This window comes from Cobetia sp. PDI-12MA, assembly GCF_059507695.1.
The window spans coordinates 491660-513695 of sequence record NZ_CM183351.1; the positions used below are offsets into that span (position 1 = coordinate 491660).

Annotated in this window: 15 protein-coding genes; 11 read left to right on the plus strand and 4 right to left on the minus strand. The window is 65.1% G+C overall.

The window, feature by feature from the left end; genetic code table 11:
* Positions 1-150: 150 nt before the first annotated feature.
* The 7 genes from mtgA (at position 151) to AC5WNI_RS02265 (ending at position 9840) form a co-directional block, all read left to right on the plus strand.
* The gene (gene mtgA, locus AC5WNI_RS02235) at positions 151-912 is read left to right on the plus strand and encodes a monofunctional biosynthetic peptidoglycan transglycosylase (protein WP_495929150.1); all 762 of its coding nucleotides are present in this window, start codon (positions 151-153) and stop codon (positions 910-912) included.
* Positions 913-1160: 248 nt separating this feature from the next.
* A complete protein-coding gene (locus AC5WNI_RS02240; RefSeq protein WP_052384560.1) occupies positions 1161-2171 on the plus strand; it encodes a dipeptidase in 1011 nt (336 codons plus the stop codon).
* 100 nt (positions 2172-2271) lie between these two features.
* Positions 2272-2808, plus strand: a complete 537-nt coding sequence (locus AC5WNI_RS02245; protein ID WP_285460487.1) for a DUF5943 domain-containing protein — start codon at positions 2272-2274, stop codon at positions 2806-2808.
* 266 nt (positions 2809-3074) lie between these two features.
* On the plus strand, positions 3075-5153 hold the full coding sequence (gene dgcA, locus AC5WNI_RS02250) for a dimethylglycine demethylation protein DgcA (protein ID WP_495928593.1): 2079 nt from the start codon (positions 3075-3077) through the stop codon (positions 5151-5153).
* 32 nt (positions 5154-5185) lie between these two features.
* Entirely contained in the window at positions 5186-7411 is a 2226-nt protein-coding gene (locus tag AC5WNI_RS02255) for a (Fe-S)-binding protein (RefSeq protein WP_495928594.1), read from the plus strand.
* Positions 7408-8898: an electron transfer flavoprotein subunit alpha/FixB family protein gene (locus AC5WNI_RS02260; protein ID WP_495928595.1), complete on the plus strand. Its 1491-nt coding sequence runs from the start codon at positions 7408-7410 to the stop codon at positions 8896-8898. The genes AC5WNI_RS02255 and AC5WNI_RS02260 overlap by 4 nt, the downstream gene beginning before the upstream one ends.
* Before the next feature lie 33 nt (positions 8899-8931).
* On the plus strand, positions 8932-9840 hold the full coding sequence (locus tag AC5WNI_RS02265) for an adenine nucleotide alpha hydrolase family protein (RefSeq protein ID WP_495928596.1): 909 nt from the start codon (positions 8932-8934) through the stop codon (positions 9838-9840).
* Positions 9841-9945: 105 nt separating this feature from the next.
* Here the strand turns inward: AC5WNI_RS02265 and AC5WNI_RS02270 are convergent, their stop codons facing one another.
* Entirely contained in the window at positions 9946-10569 is a 624-nt protein-coding gene (locus tag AC5WNI_RS02270; RefSeq protein WP_368448123.1) for a DUF4174 domain-containing protein, read from the minus strand.
* 623 nt (positions 10570-11192) lie between these two features.
* Here AC5WNI_RS02270 and AC5WNI_RS02275 point away from each other — a divergent pair.
* Positions 11193-11585, plus strand: a complete 393-nt coding sequence (locus tag AC5WNI_RS02275) for a DUF4168 domain-containing protein (RefSeq protein WP_043333741.1) — start codon at positions 11193-11195, stop codon at positions 11583-11585.
* A 138-nt stretch (positions 11586-11723) separates the two neighbouring features.
* On the opposite strand, the gene AC5WNI_RS02280 is transcribed toward AC5WNI_RS02275, so the two are convergent.
* The gene (locus AC5WNI_RS02280) at positions 11724-13313 is read right to left on the minus strand and encodes a BCCT family transporter (protein WP_285460481.1); all 1590 of its coding nucleotides are present in this window, start codon (positions 13311-13313) and stop codon (positions 11724-11726) included.
* Positions 13314-13748: 435 nt separating this feature from the next.
* Between AC5WNI_RS02280 and AC5WNI_RS02285 the strand changes: the two genes are divergently transcribed.
* From AC5WNI_RS02285 to AC5WNI_RS02295, 3 genes are all read left to right on the plus strand, one after another.
* The gene (locus tag AC5WNI_RS02285; protein ID WP_495928597.1) at positions 13749-15512 is read left to right on the plus strand and encodes an NADH-ubiquinone oxidoreductase-F iron-sulfur binding region domain-containing protein; all 1764 of its coding nucleotides are present in this window, start codon (positions 13749-13751) and stop codon (positions 15510-15512) included.
* Complete coding sequence (locus AC5WNI_RS02290; RefSeq protein ID WP_495928598.1) at positions 15509-18538, plus strand: molybdopterin-dependent oxidoreductase; 3030 nt, start codon at positions 15509-15511, stop codon at positions 18536-18538. Before AC5WNI_RS02285 ends, AC5WNI_RS02290 begins: the two co-directional genes overlap by 4 nt.
* Before the next feature lie 274 nt (positions 18539-18812).
* Entirely contained in the window at positions 18813-19052 is a 240-nt protein-coding gene (locus tag AC5WNI_RS02295) for a hypothetical protein (RefSeq protein ID WP_043333148.1), read from the plus strand.
* Between the two features lie 127 nt (positions 19053-19179).
* Here the strand turns inward: AC5WNI_RS02295 and AC5WNI_RS02300 are convergent, their stop codons facing one another.
* The gene (locus AC5WNI_RS02300) at positions 19180-20760 is read right to left on the minus strand and encodes a BCCT family transporter (protein WP_107335555.1); all 1581 of its coding nucleotides are present in this window, start codon (positions 20758-20760) and stop codon (positions 19180-19182) included.
* A gap of 232 nt (positions 20761-20992) precedes the next feature.
* A complete protein-coding gene (locus tag AC5WNI_RS02305; RefSeq protein WP_213113474.1) occupies positions 20993-21622 on the minus strand; it encodes a flavin reductase family protein in 630 nt (209 codons plus the stop codon).
* Positions 21623-22036: the final 414 nt, after the last annotated feature.

Sequence of the window (22036 nt, forward strand, 5' to 3'; positions counted from 1 at the left end):
GCGGCAGGATTGACGCGCCACGACAAGCACGACAGGGGACAGCAAGGGATGGCACGAGGACAGCAACGCAGGCAGGAAGACACGGAGCGTGTGGCGGGTGTGCGGCGCGGGGCGACACGCCGCCCGGCGCCGCGTGCCGGCATGCGCCCGATGGAGCGTCTGCGCTGGCTGGCGGTGTGGGCATTCAAGGTCGTTGCCTGCTGGATGGTGGCCTGTGTCGGCCTGGTGGTGTTGCTGCGCTTCGTGCCGCTGCCGGTGTCGATGGTGATGCTGGAGAAGTGGGGCCATGGCCTGATCACCGGCGATCCGATGGCGCTGCAGCATGACTGGGTGCCGATGGAGCAGATTTCCAACAATGCCCGTCTGGCGGTGATCGCCTCGGAAGACCAGAAATTTCCCGATCACTACGGCTTCGATGTCGACCAGATCGTCAAGGCCATCGATGCACGGCTGGCCGGTGAACGCCTGCGCGGCGCCAGTACCATCAGCCAGCAGACCGCCAAGAATGTCTTTCTGTGGAACGGGCGCAGCTGGGTGCGCAAGGGGCTGGAGGTCTGGTTCACCATCCTGATCGAGGTGATCTGGCCCAAGGAGCGCATTCTCGAGGTCTACCTGAACGTCGCCGAGTGGGGGCCGGGGGTGTTCGGTGTCGAGGCCGCGGCCGAGCATCACTTCAATACCGATGCCGCCAACCTGTCTGCCTATCAGGCCAGCCTGCTGGCGGCGGTACTGCCCAACCCGATCCGCTTCAATGCCGGCAAGCCCTCGGCCTATATCCAGCGGCGTGCCAGCTGGACGCGGCGCCAGATGAACAATCTCGGCATGGGCTATCTCAAGCGGCTGGAACAGCCGCGTGGCTGGTTGAGCTGGGATCTGCTGCCTTCGCTGAAGGAGCTGTCTCCCGCGCACTGACCGGCTTGACGCTACACCATCGGCTGTCCCACGACGCCCCGGCTCTCTCGAGTCGGGGCGTCGTCGTTTCAGAAACGACAGTCCTGACGCGATTCGGTAGCCACGCGTCGCATCTGGCGTCAGAGGGGGAAGAGGGCAGGACTATGCTGGCACAGCCTGCTGGAGATCGTGTTCCGGCAGACCCTGTCCGCCGGGTACGGGCAGTGACCTGACTTCCAGAGCCGCCTGCCCAGCGCCGGAGCGACATGATGTCTGAATTCTCCTCCTCCTTCGGTGGGTCCGATGCGGCCCGCGCCCTGCACGATGACAGCATCGTCATCGATGGTCTGGTGATCGCCAAGTGGCAGCGCGAGCTGTTCGAGGACATGCGCAAGGGCGGTCTGACCGCGGCCAACTGCACTGTCTCGGTGTGGGAAGGCTTCCAGGCGACCGTCAACAACATCGTCAAGAGCAACCAGCTGATCGCCGAGAGCAGTGACCTGGTCTGCGTGGCGCGCACGGCCGCCGACATCCGCGCCGCCAAGGCCGCCGGCAAGACCGGCATCATCTACGGCTTCCAGAATGCCAACGCCTATGAAGACCAGATCGGCTATGTCGATGTCTTCAAGCAGCTCGGCGTGGGCATCGTGCAGATGTGCTACAACACCCAGAATCTGGTCGGCACCGGCTGCTACGAGCGCGATGGCGGCCTGTCCGGCTTCGGCCGCGAGATGGTCGCCGAGATGAACCGCGTCGGCGTGATGTGTGATCTCTCCCACGTCGGCTCGAAGACCTCCGAGGAAGTCATCCTCGAATCGAAGGTGCCTGTCTGCTATTCCCACTGCGCGCCGGCCGGTCTCAAGGACCACCCGCGCAACAAGTCCGATGCCGAGCTGCGCTTCATCGCCGAACACGGCGGCTTCGTCGGCGTCACCATGTTCACTCCCTTCCTCAAGGCCGGCGTCAACGCCACCGTCGATGACTACGTCGAGGCCATCGAATACGTGATGAACCTGGTCGGCGAGGATGCCATCGGCATCGGTACCGACTTCACCCAGGGCCACGGTCAGGACTTCTTCGAGTGGCTGACCCACGACAAGGGCTACGCCCGTCGTCTCACCAACTTCGGCAAGATCGTCAATCCGGAAGGCATCCGTACCATCGGCGAGTTCCCCAATCTGACCGAGGCGCTGCTGCGTCGCGGCATGAGCGAGCATCAGGTGCGCAAGATCATGGGCGAGAACTGGTTGCGCACGCTGGAAAACGTCTGGGGCGGCTGAGTCTGTCTGCCCAGGCCTTTTCTGGTTCGCCCTTTCTTGATCGCACTTTCCTGATCTCTTTTGCATTGCCCTTTCAGCCCCCCCTTTGGAGGACACCGACATGAGCAAGCTGGCCCCTGAACTGCCGATCGAAGTGGATAGCGAGACCGGCGTCTGGACGTCCGATGCGCTGCCGATGCTGTACGTGCCGCGTCATTTCTTCATCAACAACCATGTCGCGGTGGAAGAGGCGCTGGGCGTGGAGAAATACGCCGAGATTCTCTATCACGCCGGCTACAAGAGCGCCTGGCACTGGTGTGAGAAGGAAGCCGAGCTGCATGGCCTGGTCGGCGTGGAAGTCTTCGAGCACTACATGAAGCGTCTGTCGCAGCGCGGCTGGGGCCTGTTCATCACCGAGGAGATCGATCTGGAGCGCGGTACCTGCAAGGTGCGTCTGGAACACTCCTGCTTCGTCTATCAGCAGGGCAAGACCGGCACCAAGCTCGAGTACATGTTCACCGGCTGGTTCGCCGGCGCGATGGACCAGATTCTGGCCGCGCGTGGCAGCGAGCTGCGCACCGTCGCCGTCCAGACCCAGAGCGGCGGTGAGGAAGGCTGTGACGTGGGGTATTTCGAGGTCGCTCCCGGAACAGTGTGACGTTTTCGGATCCGCCACTCTCTATTCCATGGTTCGGGCCCAGATCCGGCCCAGGCAATAGGCAACAGCACACGCTGGCCGCTCGATCATCTCTCTGTCACGACACTCATCACCCACAACAACGACAACGCAACGCCTGAGCGCCGACTCTCTTGACATGCAAGACGCCTGACGCCAACCCCGCCGCCATCAGCCACGACTCGTGGCGGCGGGCAGGCCAGGCCAGCGTGACGAGGCGGCGCTCTCCCCGGCGAGGAGCTCTCACCATGGCATTCGACGCACTCTTCCAGCCGATCGAGATCGGCAAGCTGACCATCCGCAACCGCGTCGTCAGTACCGCCCACGCCGAGGTGTATGCCACCGATGGCGGCATGACCACCGAGCGCTACGTGCGCTACTACGAAGAGAAGGCCAAGGGCGGGTGTGGCCTGTGCATCTGTGGTGGCTCCTCGGTGGTCTCCATCGACAGCCCGCAGGGCTGGTGGAGCTCCGTCAATCTGTCGACCGACCGCATCATTCCGCATTTCCAGAATCTGGCCGATGCCGTGCACAAGCATGGCGGCAAGATCATGATCCAGATTACCCACATGGGCCGTCGCTCGCGCTGGGACGGCTTCGACTGGACCTCGCTGATGTCGCCGTCCGGCATCCGCGAGCCGGTGCACCGCTCCACCTGCAAGACCATCGAGGTGGAAGAGATCCAGCGTATCATCGCCGATTTCGCCCAGGCGGCGCGGCGTGCCAAGGAAGGCGGCCTGGACGGCGTCGAGCTGTCCGCCGTGCACCAGCATCTGATCGACCAGTTCTGGAGCCCGCGCGTCAACAAGCGCACCGACGAATGGGGCGGCAGCTTCGAGGGCCGCATGAAGTTCGGTCTCGAGGTGCTCAAGGCGGTGCGCGCCGAGGTCGGCGACGACTTCGTGGTCGGCATGCGCATCTGTGGCGATGAATTCCATCCTGATGGCCTGTCGCATGACGACATGAAGCAGATCGCGGCCTATTACGACGCCACCGGCCTGCTCGACTTCTTCGGCGTGATCGGCTCCGGCTGTGATACCCACAACAGCCTCGCCAACGTCATTCCCAACATGTCATACCCCCCGGAGCCCTTCCTGCATCTGGCCTCCGGCATCAAGGAAGTCGTCTCGATTCCGGTGATCCACGCCCAGAACATCAAGGACCCCAACCAGGCCGAGCGCATCCTGGAAGGCGGCTATGTCGACATGGTCGGCATGACCCGCGCCCACATCGCCGACCCGCACATCATCGCCAAGATCAAGATGGGCCAGCTCGACCAGATCAAGCAGTGCGTCGGTGCCAACTACTGCATCGACCGTCAGTATCAGGGCCTCGACGTGCTGTGCATCCAGAATGCCGCCACCTCGCGCGAATACATGGGGCTGCCGCATCAGATCGAGAAGACCAGCGGTCCGGTGCGCAAGGTCGTCATCGTCGGCGGTGGTCCGGCCGGCATGGAGGCAGCCCGCGTGTGCGCCGAGCGCGGCCACGACGTGACGCTGTTCGAGGCCCGTGACGAGCTTGGCGGCCAGATCACCATCGCCGCCAAGGCGCCGCAGCGCGATCAGATCGCCGGCATCACGCGCTGGTATCAGCTGGAACTGGCGCGCCTGAAGGTCGACCTGCGCCTGGGCACGCGGGCTGATGAGGCCACCATCCGTGACCTGCGCGCTGACGTGGTGATCCTCGCGGTGGGTGGCCGTCCGTTCATGGAGCAGTTCGAATCCTGGGGCTACGACGAAGACCCGGCCAGGAGCCTGATCGTCTCTTCCTGGGACGTGCTGGACGGGCGCGTCGCACCGGGCAGCAACGTGCTGATCTACGACAGCATCTGCGAGTTCTCCGGGGTCTCGGTGGCCGACTATCTGGCCGACAAGGGCGCCCGGGTCGAGATCGTCACCGATGACATCAAGCCCGGCGCGGCGGTCGGTGGCACCACCTTCCCGACCTATTACCGCAGCCTGTATGCCAAGGAAGTCGTGATGACCTCCGACATGGTGCTGCATGAGGTCTACCGCGAAGGCGAAGGCCTGGTGGCGGTGCTCGAGAACGAGTACACCGGCACGCTGGAAGAGCGCGTCGTCGATCAGATCGTGGTCGAGAACGGCGTACGCCCGGATGAGGCGCTCTACTACGCCTTAAAGGACGGCTCGCTCAACAAGGGCCAGATCGACGTCGAGTCGCTCTACGCCATCAAGCCGCAGCCGTGCCTGAGTCAGGCCACCGACGGGGATGATTACCTGCTGTTCCGCCTTGGTGACTGCAACGCACCGCGCAACACCCACGCCGCCATCTATGACGCCCTGCGCCTGTGCAAGGATTTCTGATCGCGCCTGACACATAGGTGGGAGGTTTGGCTATGAACGAAACAGTGTTGTCGGTATTGATCTTCGCCGCGCTGGCGCTGGCCGCCATCGGTGCAGTCAAGCGCATCGGCCTTTGGCGCCAGGGGCGGGCGGACGCCACGTCCATGAGCATGGGAGAGCTGATCGCGAGCCTTGCCAAGGTACCGCGCCGTTACGGGGTGGACCTGCACCACGTGGTCGCGCGGGACCGCTACATGGCCAACACCCACGTCGCCACCGGCGGTGGCTTCGTGGCCGCGGCGCTGCTGATGGTGGTGGTCTACGGCTTCGGCATCGACTCCGCCTGGCTGGGCGTCTTGCTGCTGCTGGCCAGTGGCGCGATGTTCGGTGGCGCGCTGTTCGTGCGTCGTCGTCGTCTCGATCCGCCGGCGCGCCTGTCGCGTGGTCCGTGGATGCGTCTGCCCAGGAGCCTGCTGGTGTTCTCCGCCAGCCTGTTCGTGATGAGTCTGTCACTGGTGCTGCCGGAAGGCGTCGGCGGCATGATCTCCGGCGGTATTCTCGGGTTGGTGCTGGTGGCGGGCATCGCCTGGGGGCTGCTCGAGATGATTGTCGGCATGACCGGCGGCGGCTCGCGCATCACCGGGCCGATGAAGCATGCCTTCGCCGGCGCGCTGCATCTGGCCTTCCATCGACGTCCGGAACGTTTCAGCACTCGTGACAGTGCCGGCATCCGCGACAGCGCATTGCTGCCGCTGGACCTGACCAACCCCGAAGCACCGCTGGGCGTCGGCAAGCCTGCCGACTTCAATTGGCGTCAGCTGCTGGGCTTCGATGCCTGCGTGCAGTGCGGGCGCTGTGAAGCGGTGTGCCCGGCGTTCGCGGCCGGTCAGCCGCTCAATCCCAAGAAGCTGATCCAGGACATGGTGGTGGGCATGGCGGGGGGCAGTGATGCCGCCTATGCCGGTTCACCCTATCCGGGCGATGAGCCCGGGCGCGCGCCCGGCCAGCATGGCGGCGGCCCGCAGCAGGCCATCGTCGGGGCTTCTCCGCATGCTCGCCCGGCAGCTCAGGCCGTTGACTCTGATAGCCAGACCGTTGCCTCTGGACCGATCCAGATCAAGGCGGCACCGAGCGCTGCGGGTGAAGCGACAGATGGCGACAAGCTGATCCACGAATTCAAGGTACTGGTCGAGCCGGAAACCCTGTGGGCCTGCACCACCTGTCGCGCCTGCGTCGAGGAATGCCCGATGATGATCGAGCACGTCGATGCCATCGTCGACATGCGCCGTCACATGACGCTGGAGCAGGGCGCGACACCGGGCAAGGGCGTCGAGGTGCTCGACAACCTGATCGCCACCGACAATCCGGGCGGCTTCGCGCTCGAGGCGCGACTGCATTGGGCGGCGGACCTCGACCTGCCACGCATCGCCGAGCTGCAGGCCGCCCGCGAGGCAGCGCGTGATCCGCGTCCGGTGGAAGCGCTGCTGTGGCTGGGCGATGGCGCCTTCGACATGCGCAACCAGCGCACGCTGCGCGCCTTCGTGCAGGTGCTGCGCGCCGCCAGGGTCGATTTCGCCATCCTCGGTGCGGAAGAGCGTGACAGTGGCGACGTGGCGCGTCGTCTGGGGGATGAGGCGACCTTCCAGTCGCTGGCCACCCGCAATATCGCCACCCTGTCGAAGTATCGCTTCGCGCGCATCATCACCTGCGATCCGCACAGCTTCCATGTGCTGGGGCGCGAATATGCCGCCTTCGGTGGCGACTACCTCGTCAACCACCACACCAGCTACATGAACGAGCTGCTGGCGGCCGGTCGTCTGAGCCTCGATACCACCCGACTGGCGACGCTCGGTTCGGTCACCTGGCATGACCCCTGCTATCTGGGGCGCTACAACGGGGAATTCGAGGCACCGCGTAGCTTGCTGGCGGCGCTGGGACTGGAAGTGCGCGAGATGCAGCGCTCCGGTTTCCGCTCGCGCTGTTGCGGCGGCGGCGGTGGCGCGCCGGTGACGGACATCCCCGGCAAGCAGCGTATCCCCGACATGCGCATGGGCGATGTGCGCGAGACCGGCGCCGAGGTAGTGGCGGTCGGCTGCCCGCAGTGCACCGCGATGCTGGAAGGCGTGGTGGCACCGGCCGGGGAAGCCGAACCCCAGGTGCTGGATCTGGCGGAACTGATGGCGCGGGCGCTGGTAACGGATGCGTCCACGCAGGACTTGTCCACGCAAGGCTTGGCGACGTCGACCACGCAGCCTACTGACGCGGAGGTGGCGGCATGACGATTTCCGGCGATCCAAAAGCAACCGAGCATCCACACCCATCAGGGCATCCACAAGCATCCGAGCGCGAGCCGCTGCCACGCCGTGACCCGCGCCTGGAGCAGCAGGCACGCAATCGGCTGCACCCTGAGCATCTCATCGCGCTGCAGGCGCTGGGCCGTAGCGCGGCAGCCCCTCAGGAACGCTGGATGGGCCCGAAGGGTGTGATGCGTCGCGATCCGCATGTCGGGCACTTCATCGCCGCCAATGGCCGCAAACGCATCGATCGCAGTGGCCGCTCCGGGCCTGCCGCGGCGGGTGCTGGCCAGCCCGCTGTCACGGCCAAGGCGCGCGTGCTGCCGCTGGTCGAGATCGCATCACCCGCCTTCCTGATCGCGGTGGTGCCGGACATGACCGGCGGGCGACTCTCGAGTCATGACCGCGATGTGCTGGGGCTGGCGCGTCAGATCGCCGATGCCGACCCCGCCCATCAGGGTGCGGTACTGGCCGTCACCTTCGGTACCTTGCGTGAGGATGGTGACGCTGCCGACAGCGCCGGGCTCGGTGCGGCGGGTGCCGATCGCTGGCTGCACTTTGCCGATACCCTTCACGATGGCTATGCGCCGCTGGCCCAGCTGGCGGAGCTCGAGGCCATCGATGGCAAGCTGGCACCACGGCTGTGGTTGCTGCCGGAATCCCGCACTGGCGGTGGTGAACGCGGCCGACGTCTCGGTGCGCGTCTGCTGTGCCAGGGCGATGCGCTGGCGCGGCCCAGCGGCAATGCCTATCAGCTCGACGGTGAGCTTGCCGCCATCGGGCGTGGTGAGCTTGCCGAGGTGAACGTCACCGGGCGCAGCGGCAATGGTCAGCAGGACCTGACCCGCCCGCTGACCCGTATCGTGCTGTGCGAGGCGGAGTGCGCCGAGCCGGTGGAAGATGTGCGCCACGCCGCGCTGCCGCTCGAGTGGGAGACGGCCAGTACCGTGCGCGCCGTGCCAGACGTGATCGAAGATCTTGGCCCGGTGGCCGTCGATCCCTCCGCGATCGCGCTGGGCGAGGCGGAATTCATTCTCTCGGCGGGCAATGGTATCCGCGATTGGGATGGCTTCCACCGCGCCGCCAGCTTGCTGGGGGCTACCGAAGGCGCCTCGCGGGTGGCGGTGGATGACGGCTTCATGCCGCGTGCCCGCCAGGTCGGCGCCACCGGTACCTGGGTGACGGCGCGGGTCTATGTCGCGGTGGGCATCTCGGGGGCCATCCAGCATCTGCAGGGCATCCAGCGCTGCGACAAGGTGGTGGCGATCAACACCGATGGTGGCTGTGACATGGTCAAGCGTGCCGATCTTGCGGTGATCGGTGACGCAGGGGCGATTCTCGCCAGTCTCTGTCAGCGGCTCGAGGCCGAACGCAGTGCCGGCGGTGATGACTCGGCGGTGGGACAGTCGCCTGCCGCGCCCTCGACATCGTCCAGCACGTCATCCGCCACACTTGCCGCCGACGCGGCCTGAACTCGCGCCTGCGACAGGGGAAAGGAGAAGGACATGAAGGCAGATCGTTCATCCGTTGCACGGCAGGCCGTGGCTCCGCTTGAGGTGGTGAGTCTGGTGTCGCTGGGGCAGCACCCGGTTTCGGGGCGTCTGCGGCGCGCCGAGCAGGACGCCCGCGCCCTGGAGCTGTGTCTGGCATTGGAGCGCCAGTCCGCGCCCGGTGCCGTCAGCCTCAGCGCCTGGCACGCCAGTGACAGCGAGATCGCGCCCGGTAGCGAGCAGGATCAGGCGCTGCGCGGTTATCTGGGCATGGGGCTGGAGTCATTGACGCTGGTGACGCCGGATTCTCTTCAAGCTGAACCGCTCAAGGCTGCTGATTCGCAGGCGGCTGCTATTGATCAACCGGTCATCGATGTCTGGCCGCTGCTGGTCACGCGCCTCAAGCAGGCGGCACCGCAGCTGGTGGTGTGTGGCGGTCAGGGCGAGACCGGTGAGGGCAGTGGCCTGCTGCCGCATCTGCTGGCGGAGAGTCTCGGCTGGCCGTTGGTGGAGGGTATCGTCGCGATCGAGAGTTGCGATGGCGTGCATCTCACCGCCTTGCAGGCGCTGCCGCGTGGCCAGCGGCGACGACTGCGCGTAAAACTACCGGCACTTGTCAGCGTCGATTCCGCGGCGCCGGCGGCGCGTCAGTCGGCCTTCGCGCAGGCGCGGCGCGGTGAGCTTTCCTCACTGCCCAGCGGCGAGCTTGTGCATGATGCGCAGGCCGGGGCCTTCGGCGTGGCCCCGGCTCGCAAGCGTCCCAAGCGCTTGAAGCGAATCAAGGCGACCAGCGCGCGGGACCGTTTCAAGGCCGCGGCCGCCAAGGCGGAAGGGGGGGGGGGCAAGCGGCTGGAAGGCGTGAGCGCCGAGGAGGGCGCGGCGGAAATCCTCAAGCTGCTGCGTGAGGAAGGCGTGCTGCGCTGAAGACGCGCAGAGAGAGGTAAAAGCCCCTGTCAGCAGAGCTGACAGGGGCTTTTTCATGCATCACGGAAGGTCGCTCTTCACAGAAGGTCGCTCCTTACAGAAAAATCACTCTTCCCACTGCCAGTCCTCATCGCTCAAGGGGTCGGGCGAGGTGTGCTCGTCGGTGCCCTGGGGGGCCTTGCGCGCTGCCTGACTGGCTTCGCGCTGGCGCATCGGCATGTTGTCGATCACCTGATAGATCTGGTCGGGGGAGACGAAGCCTTCCTGCTGCATCTTCTTGCCGCCGTCCTTGCCCATCAGGATGACGGTGAAGGGCGCGCCCTCGCGCAATTGCATGGCATCGCGCAGGGCACGCACCTCCTCGAAGCTCATCGGCACGCCATCGTGGATGCCGCGCGTGCCCATCAGTGTATAGAGCGTCATGTCGCGCTGCTGCATCTCGCCACGCGTGGCGCGCAGTTCCTCGCGCTGACGCTCGAGATCCCGGTCCTGCTCATCCGGCGCGATCAGCACCAGCGAGCGTCGGTTCCAGGTCTCGCCCAGCAGCGGGTTGGCGGCGGGGTCGACATTGGCGGCGGTCATGGTGGTCTCCGCGGTGTCCGGTGAGGTCGGGGGTGGCGGTGCGCCCGAGGATGTCTCGGAGGGCGCGTTCAGGTTGGCATCCGAATCCAGCAGGCTGATGGCATGCACCGGCGAGCTCAACAGCAGTGCCAGCAGCATGAGGCTCATCAGGCTCGACGCCAGCCTGTGATGCGAGAACAGTCGAGGCGGCGCGGACAGTACCTGTGTGGACAGTACCTGTGTGGAAAGTCTCTGCGCGGACGGTATGTACGTGGACATGGCAGTCCTCCGGCGGCAATGATATGAGCTGGGCCAGCCAGCCTGGGCTGTAGAAACAGGTTGCACGGAAGAATGGCACACCCCGGATGACAGCCTCTCCTTCAAGATTAAGACAGTCACCGAGAGTTTGCTGCCCGTTGGCGCGCGATTTATGTGGTACTTCATGACATGCCACCCTCATTCAGCCTGTGGAAAGACCCATGGCGACATGCCGCTAGCGGTGGCAACAGGTGGCGTGACCTCCTTGTGTAAAGCGCATGCCGCGTAGTGGTGGGCAGACTTCACGCGGCGTGCTGCAGATATTTTCACAATCGTGGCGCAAGCTGTATGCGCGTCCAGCCGTCATGACGCCCGCCATGCGCGGCCCCGAGGTTTTCACGTTGCTGATCTGCGACTCATGTAACTGTGTCGATACACAATGTTTTCAAAGAGTTGCATGAAAAAATGAACATCCTGTCGTCAGGCTCGTCTGAGTTAGGGCAAACACTTATTGATCACTGCTGGAGGCTGCAATGAAACGGATGACTGCATACATGACGGCTGCCCTGATTTCCGCGGGCATGATGTCGGCACCGGCGTTCGCTGCTGATGCACCGGCCCAGGGTCAGTCTACTGCCCAGGCGGCACAGGCTCAGGCTGGCGATTTCACCGACGCTCAGCTGGAACAGTTCGCTGCGGCCTCTCAGGACATCGCACGCATCTCACAGGAATTCGCCGGCAAGCTGCAGAAGGCCGACGACGAGACTGCCAAGCAGAGCGTGCGTCAGGAAGCCAATGACGAGATGGTCAGCGCTGTCGAGGACTCCGGTCTGGAAGTCGCGACCTTCAACTCCATCGGTCAAGCGGTCCAGAACGACCCGGACCTGATGAAGAAGGTGCAGAAGCTGGCTCAGGAAAACTCCTGATCTCGCTTGGATGACGTTCGTGTCATCCAATGACAACGCCGCCCCCGGTTGCCGGGGGCGGCGTTTTTTTGTGCCCATGTCCTGCGACCTGTCAGTCAGCGCAGCATTTGGCAGTAAAGCTCTGGTCAGCGCGGCATGTCAGGCACCGGCAGCCGGACGAATGAGCATGTCCTGTGCCTTCTTTTCCTGCATCAAGCCACGGAACAGGGAATAGCACATCACCAGCAGCACCAGCGTGAACGGCAGCCCCGTGGCGATGGCGCCCGCCTGCAGCGAGCCCAGTGCAGCGCTACCCCCGCCATAGAGCAGGGCGCCGGCGATCAGACCTTCCATCGCTGCCCAGAACATGCGCTGGCTGACCGGGGCGTCGATCTTGCCACCGGCAGTGATCGAGTCGATCACCAGCGAGCCCGAGTCGGACGAGGTCACGAAGAACACCAGCACCAGCACGATGGCGATGAAGGATGCCACGCCGGACAGCGGCAGGTTGTCGAGCATCTGGAACATGGCCAGTGACACGGAATCGATGCCATTGGCCAGCGCGCCCACGCCATTGATGGCCTGTTCCAGGGCGGTGCCGCCGAAGACGGACATCCACACGATGGTGACCAGGGTCGGCACCAACAGCACGGCGGTGACGAATTCGCGTACGGTGCGGCCGCGCGAGACACGCGCGATGAACATGCCGACGAACGGTGACCAGGAAATCCACCACGCCCAGTAGAAGACGGTCCAGCCGTGGAACCAGCTTTCATCGGGGCGGCCGATCCAGTTGGACAGCGGCAGCAGATATTCCACATAGCTGAGGGTAGTGGTGCCCAGGCCCATGAGAATGGCGAGAGTCGGCCCGAAGATGAGGATGAAGATGATCAGGACGGCGGCGATGATCATGTTGATGTTGGAAAGCAGCTTCACGCCGCCATCCAGACCACGACTGACCGAGTAGATGGCCACCAACGTCACCAGGATGATGATCGCGATCTGGGTCGGCAAGCCATCGCCGACGCCGAACAGGTAGTCCAGACCCGATGCTGCCTGAGCGGAACCCAGCCCCAGCGAAGTCGCCAGGCCGAAGATGGTCGCCAGCACGGCGAGGATGTCGACGATATGCCCCATCCAGCCCCAGGTGCGCTCACCGAGTATCGGGTAGAACGCCGAGCGGATGGTCAGCGGCAGGCCCTTGTTGTAGGTGAAGAACGCCAGCGACAGCCCGACCACGGCGTAGATGGCCCAGGGATGCAGGCCCCAGTGATACATGGTGGCGCCCAGCGCGGCGCGTGCCCCTTCCAGCGTTCCGGCAGGCGCGTTCAGTGGCGTGCCGTACCAGTCGGTGTAATAGGCCACCGGCTCGGCGACGCTCCAGAACATCAGGCCGATGCCCATGCCGGCGGCGAACAGCATCGCGAACCAGGAGCGTGTCGAGAACTCCGGCTTCGCCTTCTGGCCGCCCAGGCGCAGCTTGCCCACCGGATGCACGATCAGCAGCAGGCAGAACAGCACGAAGAGGTTGCCGGCCAGCATGAACAGCCAATCGCCATGTGCGATGGACCAGGCCTTGGCGCCGCCCAGGGCACTTTCCGCGCCCGCAGGGAAGACGATGGCAAACAGGATGAAGCTGACGATCAGCACGGCGCTGATCGCGAAGACGGGGTTGTGAACATCGAGACCCATGACCTGGACATTGTCCTGGCCGATCTCGTAGTCCGTGTCATACGGATTCGATGACATGTGATGACCTCATGTTGTTATTGGTGTCGCCAGCCGGACAGGGCGGCTGGCGCGAAGCGAGGTGTTGTCGTGGTTGTCTCCCGGGGCTGCGATGTGGGAAGGGGGTGGAATGGCGATCCAGAGCGCGGTGGCGGGTCTGACTGCGGGGCAGGCCGCCGCCGGACCCTGGTGATTGTGTGAGGGCGGGACGAGGGCGAGTTAGCTGGATACGACGCCGACATGTGCGTGGCTGACACGCGAGTCGATTCGGTGGGGGAGGCGGTTGTCGCGGCTCTGCCCGCTTTGTAGATTGCGATCTACAGTGAAGGAACCTGCCTGGCTTGTCGGGCTTGCCTGACTTCGGACACCTATACATGGCCGCGTCCACGGCCCAGCCAGGCCGTTGACTCGACAGAACGATCCGCCAGTTCATAACGATAACAATGTGGTGCCGCCATGACGCCTGAGACCCTGACCGAGCCGACACCTGTCGCTCGCCGCCGTTCGCGCAGCCAGTTGCGCGGTCGTCCGCTGGATGCCGAGGCCTGGGCCGAGGTACAGCGCCTGCTGGGCGATGCCCCGGCGCAGCGCGACCTTCTGCTCGAATATCTGCATGTGCTCAATGATGAGGTCGGCTACCTGACGCTGGCTCATCTGCGCGCGCTGGCCGAGTGGATGCGCCTGCCGATGGCCGAGGTCTACGAGACGGCCACCTTCTATGCCCACTTCACCGTGGTTCGCGATGGCGAGACACCGCCCGCGGCGCTGACCGTGCGCGTCTGTGATTCGCTGTCCTGCCAGCTGGCCGGCTCCGAGGCCTTGCGCGCCGGCCTCGCCTCGGGGCTGGACCCCGAACAGGTGCGCGTGCTGCGTGCGCCTTGCATGGGGCGCTGCGACAGTGCGCCGGTGGCGGAGGTCGGGCATTGCCATCTGGGCCACGCCAGCGTGGAAGGCGTCACGGCGGCGATTGCCGAAGACCAGGTGCATGCCGCGCCGGCTGCGAGTCTTGCCTATCCGCGGCTGGCACAATATCGCGCCAGTGGCGGCTATGGGCTGCTTGCCGCGCTGGATGGCGGTGAGGTCAGCATCGAGGACCTGGTGCAGATGATCGAGCAGGCCGGTCTGCGTGGCCTGGGCGGGGCGGGCTTCCCGACGTTTCGCAAGTGGGGCTTCGTGCGCGCCGAGTCCGGGCCGCGCTATTGCGTGATCAACGCCGATGAAGGCGAGCCCGGCACCTTCAAGGACCGCTGCTATCTGGAGCGTGAGCCGCACACCTTCCTCGAGGGCGCGCTGGCCAGTGCGCATGCCATCGAGGCCGAGGCGCTCTACATTTATCTGCGTGACGAATACCCGACCCTGAATGAGGTGCTGCGTGAGTGCATCGCGGAGCTGGAAGCCGCAGGCCTTGTCGCGCCGGGCTATATCCAGCTGCGGCGTGGCGCCGGCGCCTATATCTGTGGCGAGGAATCGGCGCTGATCGAGTCGCTGGAAGGCAAGCCCGGCAAGCCGCGTCAGCGTCCGCCCTTCGTGGCCCAGTGCGGGCTGTTCGGTCGCCCGACCCTGGTCAACAACGTCGAGACGGTCTACTGGATTGCACGGCTCCATCGTGAAGGCCATGACCACTACGTCGCGGCCGGGCGTCAGGGACGTCAGGGGCTGCGCAGCTTCTCGCTTTCCGGGCGCGTCAGACGCCCGGGCATGTATCTGGCACCGGCCGGCATCACGCTCCGCGAGCTGGTCGAGGAATATGGCGGCGGCATGGCCGACGGCCATCGTCTGCGTGCCTATCTGCCCGGCGGGGCCTCCGGCGGCATCCTGCCGGCCAGCAAGGCGGACCTGCCGCTGGATTTTGACACCCTGCAGGCCCACGGCTGCTTCATCGGCTCGGCCGCGGTGGTGGTGCTGTCGGATAAGGACGATCTGGCGGCGGTGGCGCGCAATCTGATGAGCTTCTTCATGGACGAGTCCTGCGGCCAGTGCACGCCGTGTCGTGTCGGCACGCGCCAGATGCTGGCGGCGCTCAGCAGCGATGAGTGGGATGAGACGCTGCTGACGCGCTTGTCGCAGGTGATGATGGACGCCTCGATCTGCGGGCTTGGTCAGGCCGCGCCCAATCCGGTGCTCGGCCTGCTCAAGGACTTTCGGGAGACCCTCGCCAGCAGCGGGGTGCGCTTGATCGCCACAAGCCATGCGGCTGACGCCACGGGAGGTGAGGCATGAATGCGCTGACAGGGTTGGGCAGCTCGTCCTCGGATGATCAGCCGCTGCACGAGGATGGTTTCACCATCACGCTGGATGGCGCCGAGGTGACGGCCTATCCCGGCGAGACGCTATGGAAGATCGCCAAGCGTGCCGGCGAGACGATTCCTCATCTCTGCTACAGCGAAGCGCCGGATTATCGTGGCGATGGCAACTGTCGCGCCTGCATGGTCGAGATCGACGGCGAGCGCACCCTCGCCGCCAGCTGCATCCGCGAGGCGCGGGCGGGCATGGTGGTACGCAGTGCCAGTTCACGGCGTGCCGGCGAGGCGCGCGCGATGGTGGTGGAACTGCTCGCCGCCGACATGCCCGCCGAGGCGCACAACCCCGATGTCAGCAGCCACTTCATGGCGATGGCCGAGCTGCTGGCGGTGGATGTCGGGCGTGCTCGAGAGACCCTGGGCGGTGCCCGCGAGACGGTCCGCGAGTGGCTGGGGGAGACCGTGGAGGAGTGGTTGCCTACGCAGGCCAGCGCTCTCGATCACTCCCACACCGCGATGGCGGTCAATCATGATGCCTGCATCAGCTGTGGCCTGTGCGTGCGCGCCTGTCGCGAGGTGCAGGTCAATGACGTGATCGGGCTGGCGGGGCGCGGCAGCAATACGCGCATCGTGTTCGATCTCGAGGACCCGATGGGCGACAGCACCTGTGTCGCCTGTGGCGAGTGCGTGCAGGCCTGCCCGACCGGCGCCCTGATGCCCGCCGCCCAGGTGGATGAGCAGGGCCATGGCGACAGCGCCGCCGCCGTCGATGAGCGCGTCGCCTCCATCTGCCCCTACTGCGGCGTGGGCTGTCAGCTGGAATATCAGGTCAGCCGTGGCAGCGGCGAGGCGTTGAGTGTCGAGGGTCAGCCGGTCGCGACCCTGGCGGATGCCCAGCAGGGCATGGCGGGCGCTAGCTCCCATAAGGCTGACAAGCGTCGGCAGCGCGTCGCGGATACACGGCTGGACAACATCATCGCGGTCAGTGGGCGCGATGGGCCATCCAACCATGGCCGGCTGTGCGTGAAAGGGCGCTTCGGCTTCGATTATCCGCGTCATCCGGAGCGTCTGATCCGCCCTCTGATCCGCCGTGACGGCGTGGCCAAGGGGCTGGATGTGAACTTTGACCCCGCCCATCCGCTGACCCACTTCCGCGAGGCTAGCTGGGACGAGGCCCTCGAGGTCGCGGCCCAGGGGCTCATGCGCCTCAAGCGCGCGCATGGCCCCGACAGCCTGGCGGGCTTCGGCAGCGCCAAATGCACCAACGAGGAGGCGTGGCTGTTCCAGAAGCTGGTGCGCACCGGCTTCGGCTCCAACCATGTCGATCATTGCACGCGCCTGTGTCATGCAAGCTCGGTGGCGGCGCTGATGGAGGGCGTGGGCTCGGGCGGCGTGAGCGCCTCCTTCATGCAGGCCGAGCAGTCTGATCTGATCGTGCTGACCGGCTGCAACCCGGGCGTCAATCATCCGGTGGCGGCGACCTTCTTCAAGCGCGCCGCCAAGCGTGGCACACGCATCGTCGTGATCGACCCGCGTGCGCTGGCGCTGCGTCGTCAGGCACATCGCTCGATCCAGTTCACGCCGGGGGCGGACGTGGCGCTGTTCAATGCCATGCTCAATGTCATCATTACCGAGGGGCTGGCCAATCAGGCCTATATCGCGTCGCATACCGAGGACTTCGCCGCGCTGGCAGAGCATGTCGCGGCGTTGACGCCGGAGGCGATGTCGCCGCTGTGTGGCGTGGCGGCAGAAGAGATTCGCGCCGTGGCCCGTGAGTACGCGACCGCCAGGCGCGCGATGATCTTCTGGGGCATGGGCATCTCGCAGCACACCCACGGCACCGACAACGCGCGCTGTCTGATCGCGCTGGCGCTGGTGTGTGGTCACGTCGGGCGTGAAGGCACCGGCCTGCACCCGCTGCGCGGCCAGAACAACGTCCAGGGCGCCTCGGATGCCGGGATGATTCCGATGGTGTTCCCCGACTACCAGCCGGTGGGGGACACGGCGGCGCGCGAGCGACTGGAAGCACTGTGGCAGACCTCGCTCTCGGCGACGCCGGGCCTGACGGTGGTGGAGATCATGCACGCCATCCACGCCGATCAGATCCGCGGCATGTACATTCTCGGCGAGAATCCGGCGATGTCGGACCCGGATCTCGAGCATGCGCGCAGCGCGCTGGCGCATCTGGAGCACCTGGTGGTGCAGGACATCTTCGTCACCGAGACGGCACAGTTCGCCGATGTGGTGCTGCCCTCGTACGCCTGGCCGGAGAAGGACGGCAGCGTCACCAATACCAACCGGCAGGTGCAGCGCGGGCGAGCGGCACTGCGCGCCCCGGGCGAGGCGAAGCCGGACTGGTGGATCACCCAGCAGCTGGCGCGGCGCATGGGGCTTGACTGGGATTACGCCGGGCCGGAGGAGATCTACGCCGAGATGCAAAAGGGCATGGATTCTCTCGACAACATCGATTGGGCGCGGCTGTCCGAGGAGAACTCGGTGACCTATCCGTGCCTGACGCCGGGAGGCGAGGGCGAGGATGTGGTGTTCGGCGAGGGCTTCCCGCGCGCCAGCGGCCGTGCCCGCTTCGTGCCGACCTGGCCCACGCCGCCGGATGAGACGCTGGATGACGACTATCCGACGGTGTTGACCACCGGTCGTCAGCTGGAGCATTGGCATACCGGCTCGATGACGCGCCGCGCGGCGGTGCTCGACAATCTCGAGCCGGCCGCCGTGGCCACGCTCAATCCGGTGGAGCTGGAGCGCCTGGGCATCACGCCGGGCGAGCCGCTCTCGATCACTACGCGACGTGGTCAGATCACCCTCGCCACCCGCGCCGATCCGCTGACGCCGGCCGGCATGGTCTTCGTGCCATTCTGCTACGCCGAAGCCGCCGCCAACTTGCTGACCAATCCGGCGCTCGACCCGGTGGGCAAGATTCCCGAGTTCAAGTACGCCGCCTGTCGTCTGGCCAGAGCCGAACCCGCCTCGGCGGGTGTGGAGAGCTGAAGCAGACATGTAAGACGGACATGTGAGGTGGACATGGCAAGCGGGCTGGACCGAGCGGATAGCTCGAGGCAATAGACCGCAACCGAGCCAGACGCGCCTGACGCAAATGCCTACGCCAGTGGCGTGGGCAGGCACGCAGAGGACGCCCCGGTCTGACCAGAATGTCGGAGACAGCCCGCCGCGCATTTCGGCTATCCTCACAAGGGCTATGCTCAGAACAGAGTGGGTCAATACCAATGACAATGCCCGCCGTCAGCGAGCAAGGAGAATGACGATGATGATCGTGGAACTGATTGATCACGAAGACTTTCGTGAGCGGCTGGTGGCGCTGGGCGTGCAGATTTCCGAGCATGCCTGCGCGGACACCTGCGCGCGCATGGCACTCAGAAAGCATGCCGAGGTGGGCGTGCCGGGCTTGCAGGAACTGGTGCGCGAGCTGGTGATGCACTCCGATATCCTGCTGCCATCGGTGCGCCAGGCGCTGGACAAGTATCTGCTGCCGGGGCTGCGCTAGGCGCGGCAATCCTGAAAGATTGCGCGCCGCGCACTGACACTGATTGCCAGATGAACAAAAGGGCCTGTCGACTGACAGGCCCTTTTGCGTGGTCGCTCTTCGCGCTCTTTTCACTGCGCGCAGTGTTTCAGCTCGATGCGTTGGCGCGATCGTATTCGCGTTTTTCCCAGCGCAGACCGCGGAACAGCGAGAAGCACATCACCAGCAGTACCACCGTGAAGGGCAGTCCCGTGGAGATGGCGCCCGCCTGCAGCGCACTCAGTGCGGTGCTGCCGCCGCCATACAGCAGGGCACAGGCGATCAGACCGCCGGCCGCTGCCCAGAAGATGCGCTGGCGCGTCGGGGCATCCTGCTTGCCACCGGCGGTGATGGAATCGATCACCAGCGAGCCGGAGTCGGAGGAGGTCACGAAGAACACCAGCACCAGCACGATGGCGACGCAGGAGGTGATGGAGGACAGCGGCAGGCTGTCGAACATCTGGAACATGGCCATCGAGGGAGTATCGATGCCCTGGGCCAGCTCGCTGCCGGCGGCTCGCGCCTCTTCCAGTGCGGTGCCGCCGAAGACGGTCATCCACACGATGGTGACCAGGGTCGGTACCACCAGCACGGCGGTGACGAATTCGCGCACGCTGCGTCCGCGCGAGATACGCGCGATGAACATGCCGACGAACGGCGACCAGGAAATCCACCAGGCCCAGTAGAAGATGGTCCAGCTATGGAACCAGCCTTCGTCGGGGCGATCGATCCAGTTGGAGAGCGGCAGCAGATATTCCAGATAGCCGACGCTGGTGGTGCCGAGCCCGGTGATGATGTCCATGGTCGGGCCGACGATGAACAGGAACACCACCAGCAGCGCGGCCAGCATCATGTTGAGATTGGAGAGGCGTTTGACACCGCCATCCAGGCCGCGACTCACCGAGTAGATGGCCGCGAGCGTGACCGCCACGATCACGCCGATCTGACTGACCAGCCCATCGCCGATGCCGAACAGATGGTCCAGCCCCGAGGCCGCCTGGGCCGCGCCCAGCCCCAGAGAGGTGGCAAGGCCGAACAGGGTGGCCAGCACCGCGACGATATCGATGATATGGCCGCTCCAGCCCCATACACGTTCACCCAGCAAGGGGTAGAACACCGAGCGCAGCGTCAGCGGCAGGCCCTTGTTGTAGGCGAAGAAGGCCAGCGACAGGCCGATCACGGCATACATGGCCCAGGGGTGAAGCCCGTAGTGGAAGACGGTGGCCGAGAGTGCCGCCGTTGCGCCTTCCGGCGTACGCGGTGGCGCGTTCAATGGCGTGCCTGACCAGTCGGTGTAGTACGCCACTGGCTCGGCGACCCCCCAGAACATCAGGCCGGTGCCCATGCCGGCCGCGAACAGCATCGCGAACCAGGCCATCCGGCTGAATTCCGGCTTGGCGTCGCGTCCGCCCAGACGCAGGCGGCTGACCGGGTGCAGGACCAGCAGCAGGCAGAACAGGATGAAGAAGTTGCTGGAGAGCATGAACAGCCAATCACCATGGGTGATGGACCATGCCTTGGCGCCGCCCAGTGCCGACTCGGCCGACTCGGGCATCAGCAGCGTGAACAGGATGAAGCCTACGATCAGCAGCGCACTGATGGTGAAGACCGGCTTGTGGACATCCAGCCCGAGTCGCTGAACATTATCCTGACCGATCTGGTAATCCGTCACATACGGATTCGATGACATGGAGTTACCTCGTATGTTTTCTTTCGATAGCCGCTCCTGTGGGCATCTCGAGTCAGAATGAGGGACCTTGTCCCGCCTGGTGGAAGCGTTCAGACCTTGGTCTGAAGCCTTGTGCAACATGCGCCTTTCTGCCAGTTGCAGATGACGGCGTCAAACCTTGAGTCATCCTTGTCGTGCGCTGAAAGGCATTGATTGTATTGAGGTTTATGGATTTATTTTCCTTGCCGGAAAGTCATTCGGGGCGCTGTAGGCTGAACAGGCTATCCGTGCGTGCATAGTCACTGCCGGCCATGCGCCCGATGGCACGCAGCACCTCATTGTCGACATGCCGCCCATCCCAGACCGCTTCGTCGGCATGCATCACCACCACCTCGGCCAGCACCAGTGAACCTGCCAGCGGCTGATCACCGAACGAGATGATGTCGCGCAGTCGACAGCCGAAGGCGATCGGGGCGCCTTCCACGCGCGGAACCGCAAGCGGCGGCATGGCCACCTTGTTCAGACCCGCGTGGGTGAACTCATCCTCGTCGGCGGCGAGACTGGCGCTGGTGAGATTGAGCGCCTCGCTCATCGCCTCGCCACCGATGTGAATGACGCACTCCGCCACCTGCCCGAGGTTGTTGAGAGTGTCCTTGGTCTTGCCTTCGCCATTGCGCAGCGGGCTGAAGGCGAGCACCGGCGGATTGATGCTGGCGATGGTGAAGAACGAGAAGGGCGCGAGGTTGGTGTTGCCTGCCGCATCGATGGTCGAGACCCAGGCGATCGGCCGGGGCGCGATGCTGCCCGAGAACAGGCGATAGAGGATGCCCGCGGGAAGCTGGTCGGCGGCGATGAGGGAATGCGTGGTCGAGGAGGCAGTCATGGTGAGGGTCTCATCGCAGGGCTGTTGTTGTAGAGCTGTCATCGCAGAGCTGTCATCGCAGAGCGGGCGTCACAGGGCATGGCTCTCGACACGCTCAGGCAGCATGTCGCACGGCCCTGACATTGGAGAGAGTGAGAGCCCGCCAGGCCCAGAGCCCGGCAAGCCAAGAGCTCGAGAATCTGGCCGTCGCGGCAAGTGGCGGCCGCGAATCATCGCTGATGTGGAACGCGAACCGCACCTGACCACAGCCCGGTGGTGCTGATGAAGAGTGGTCTGTCTGGTCGTTGGGCGTGGAAAAGGCCCCGGGAAATTCCCCCAGATCATTGTCCCTATTTTTGGTGTGGTCAATTGTCGCAGGTCTTGACCTTTTTCGAGGATGTTGTTCCTGACGCCGCGGTCGAGTTCATTCCTTGT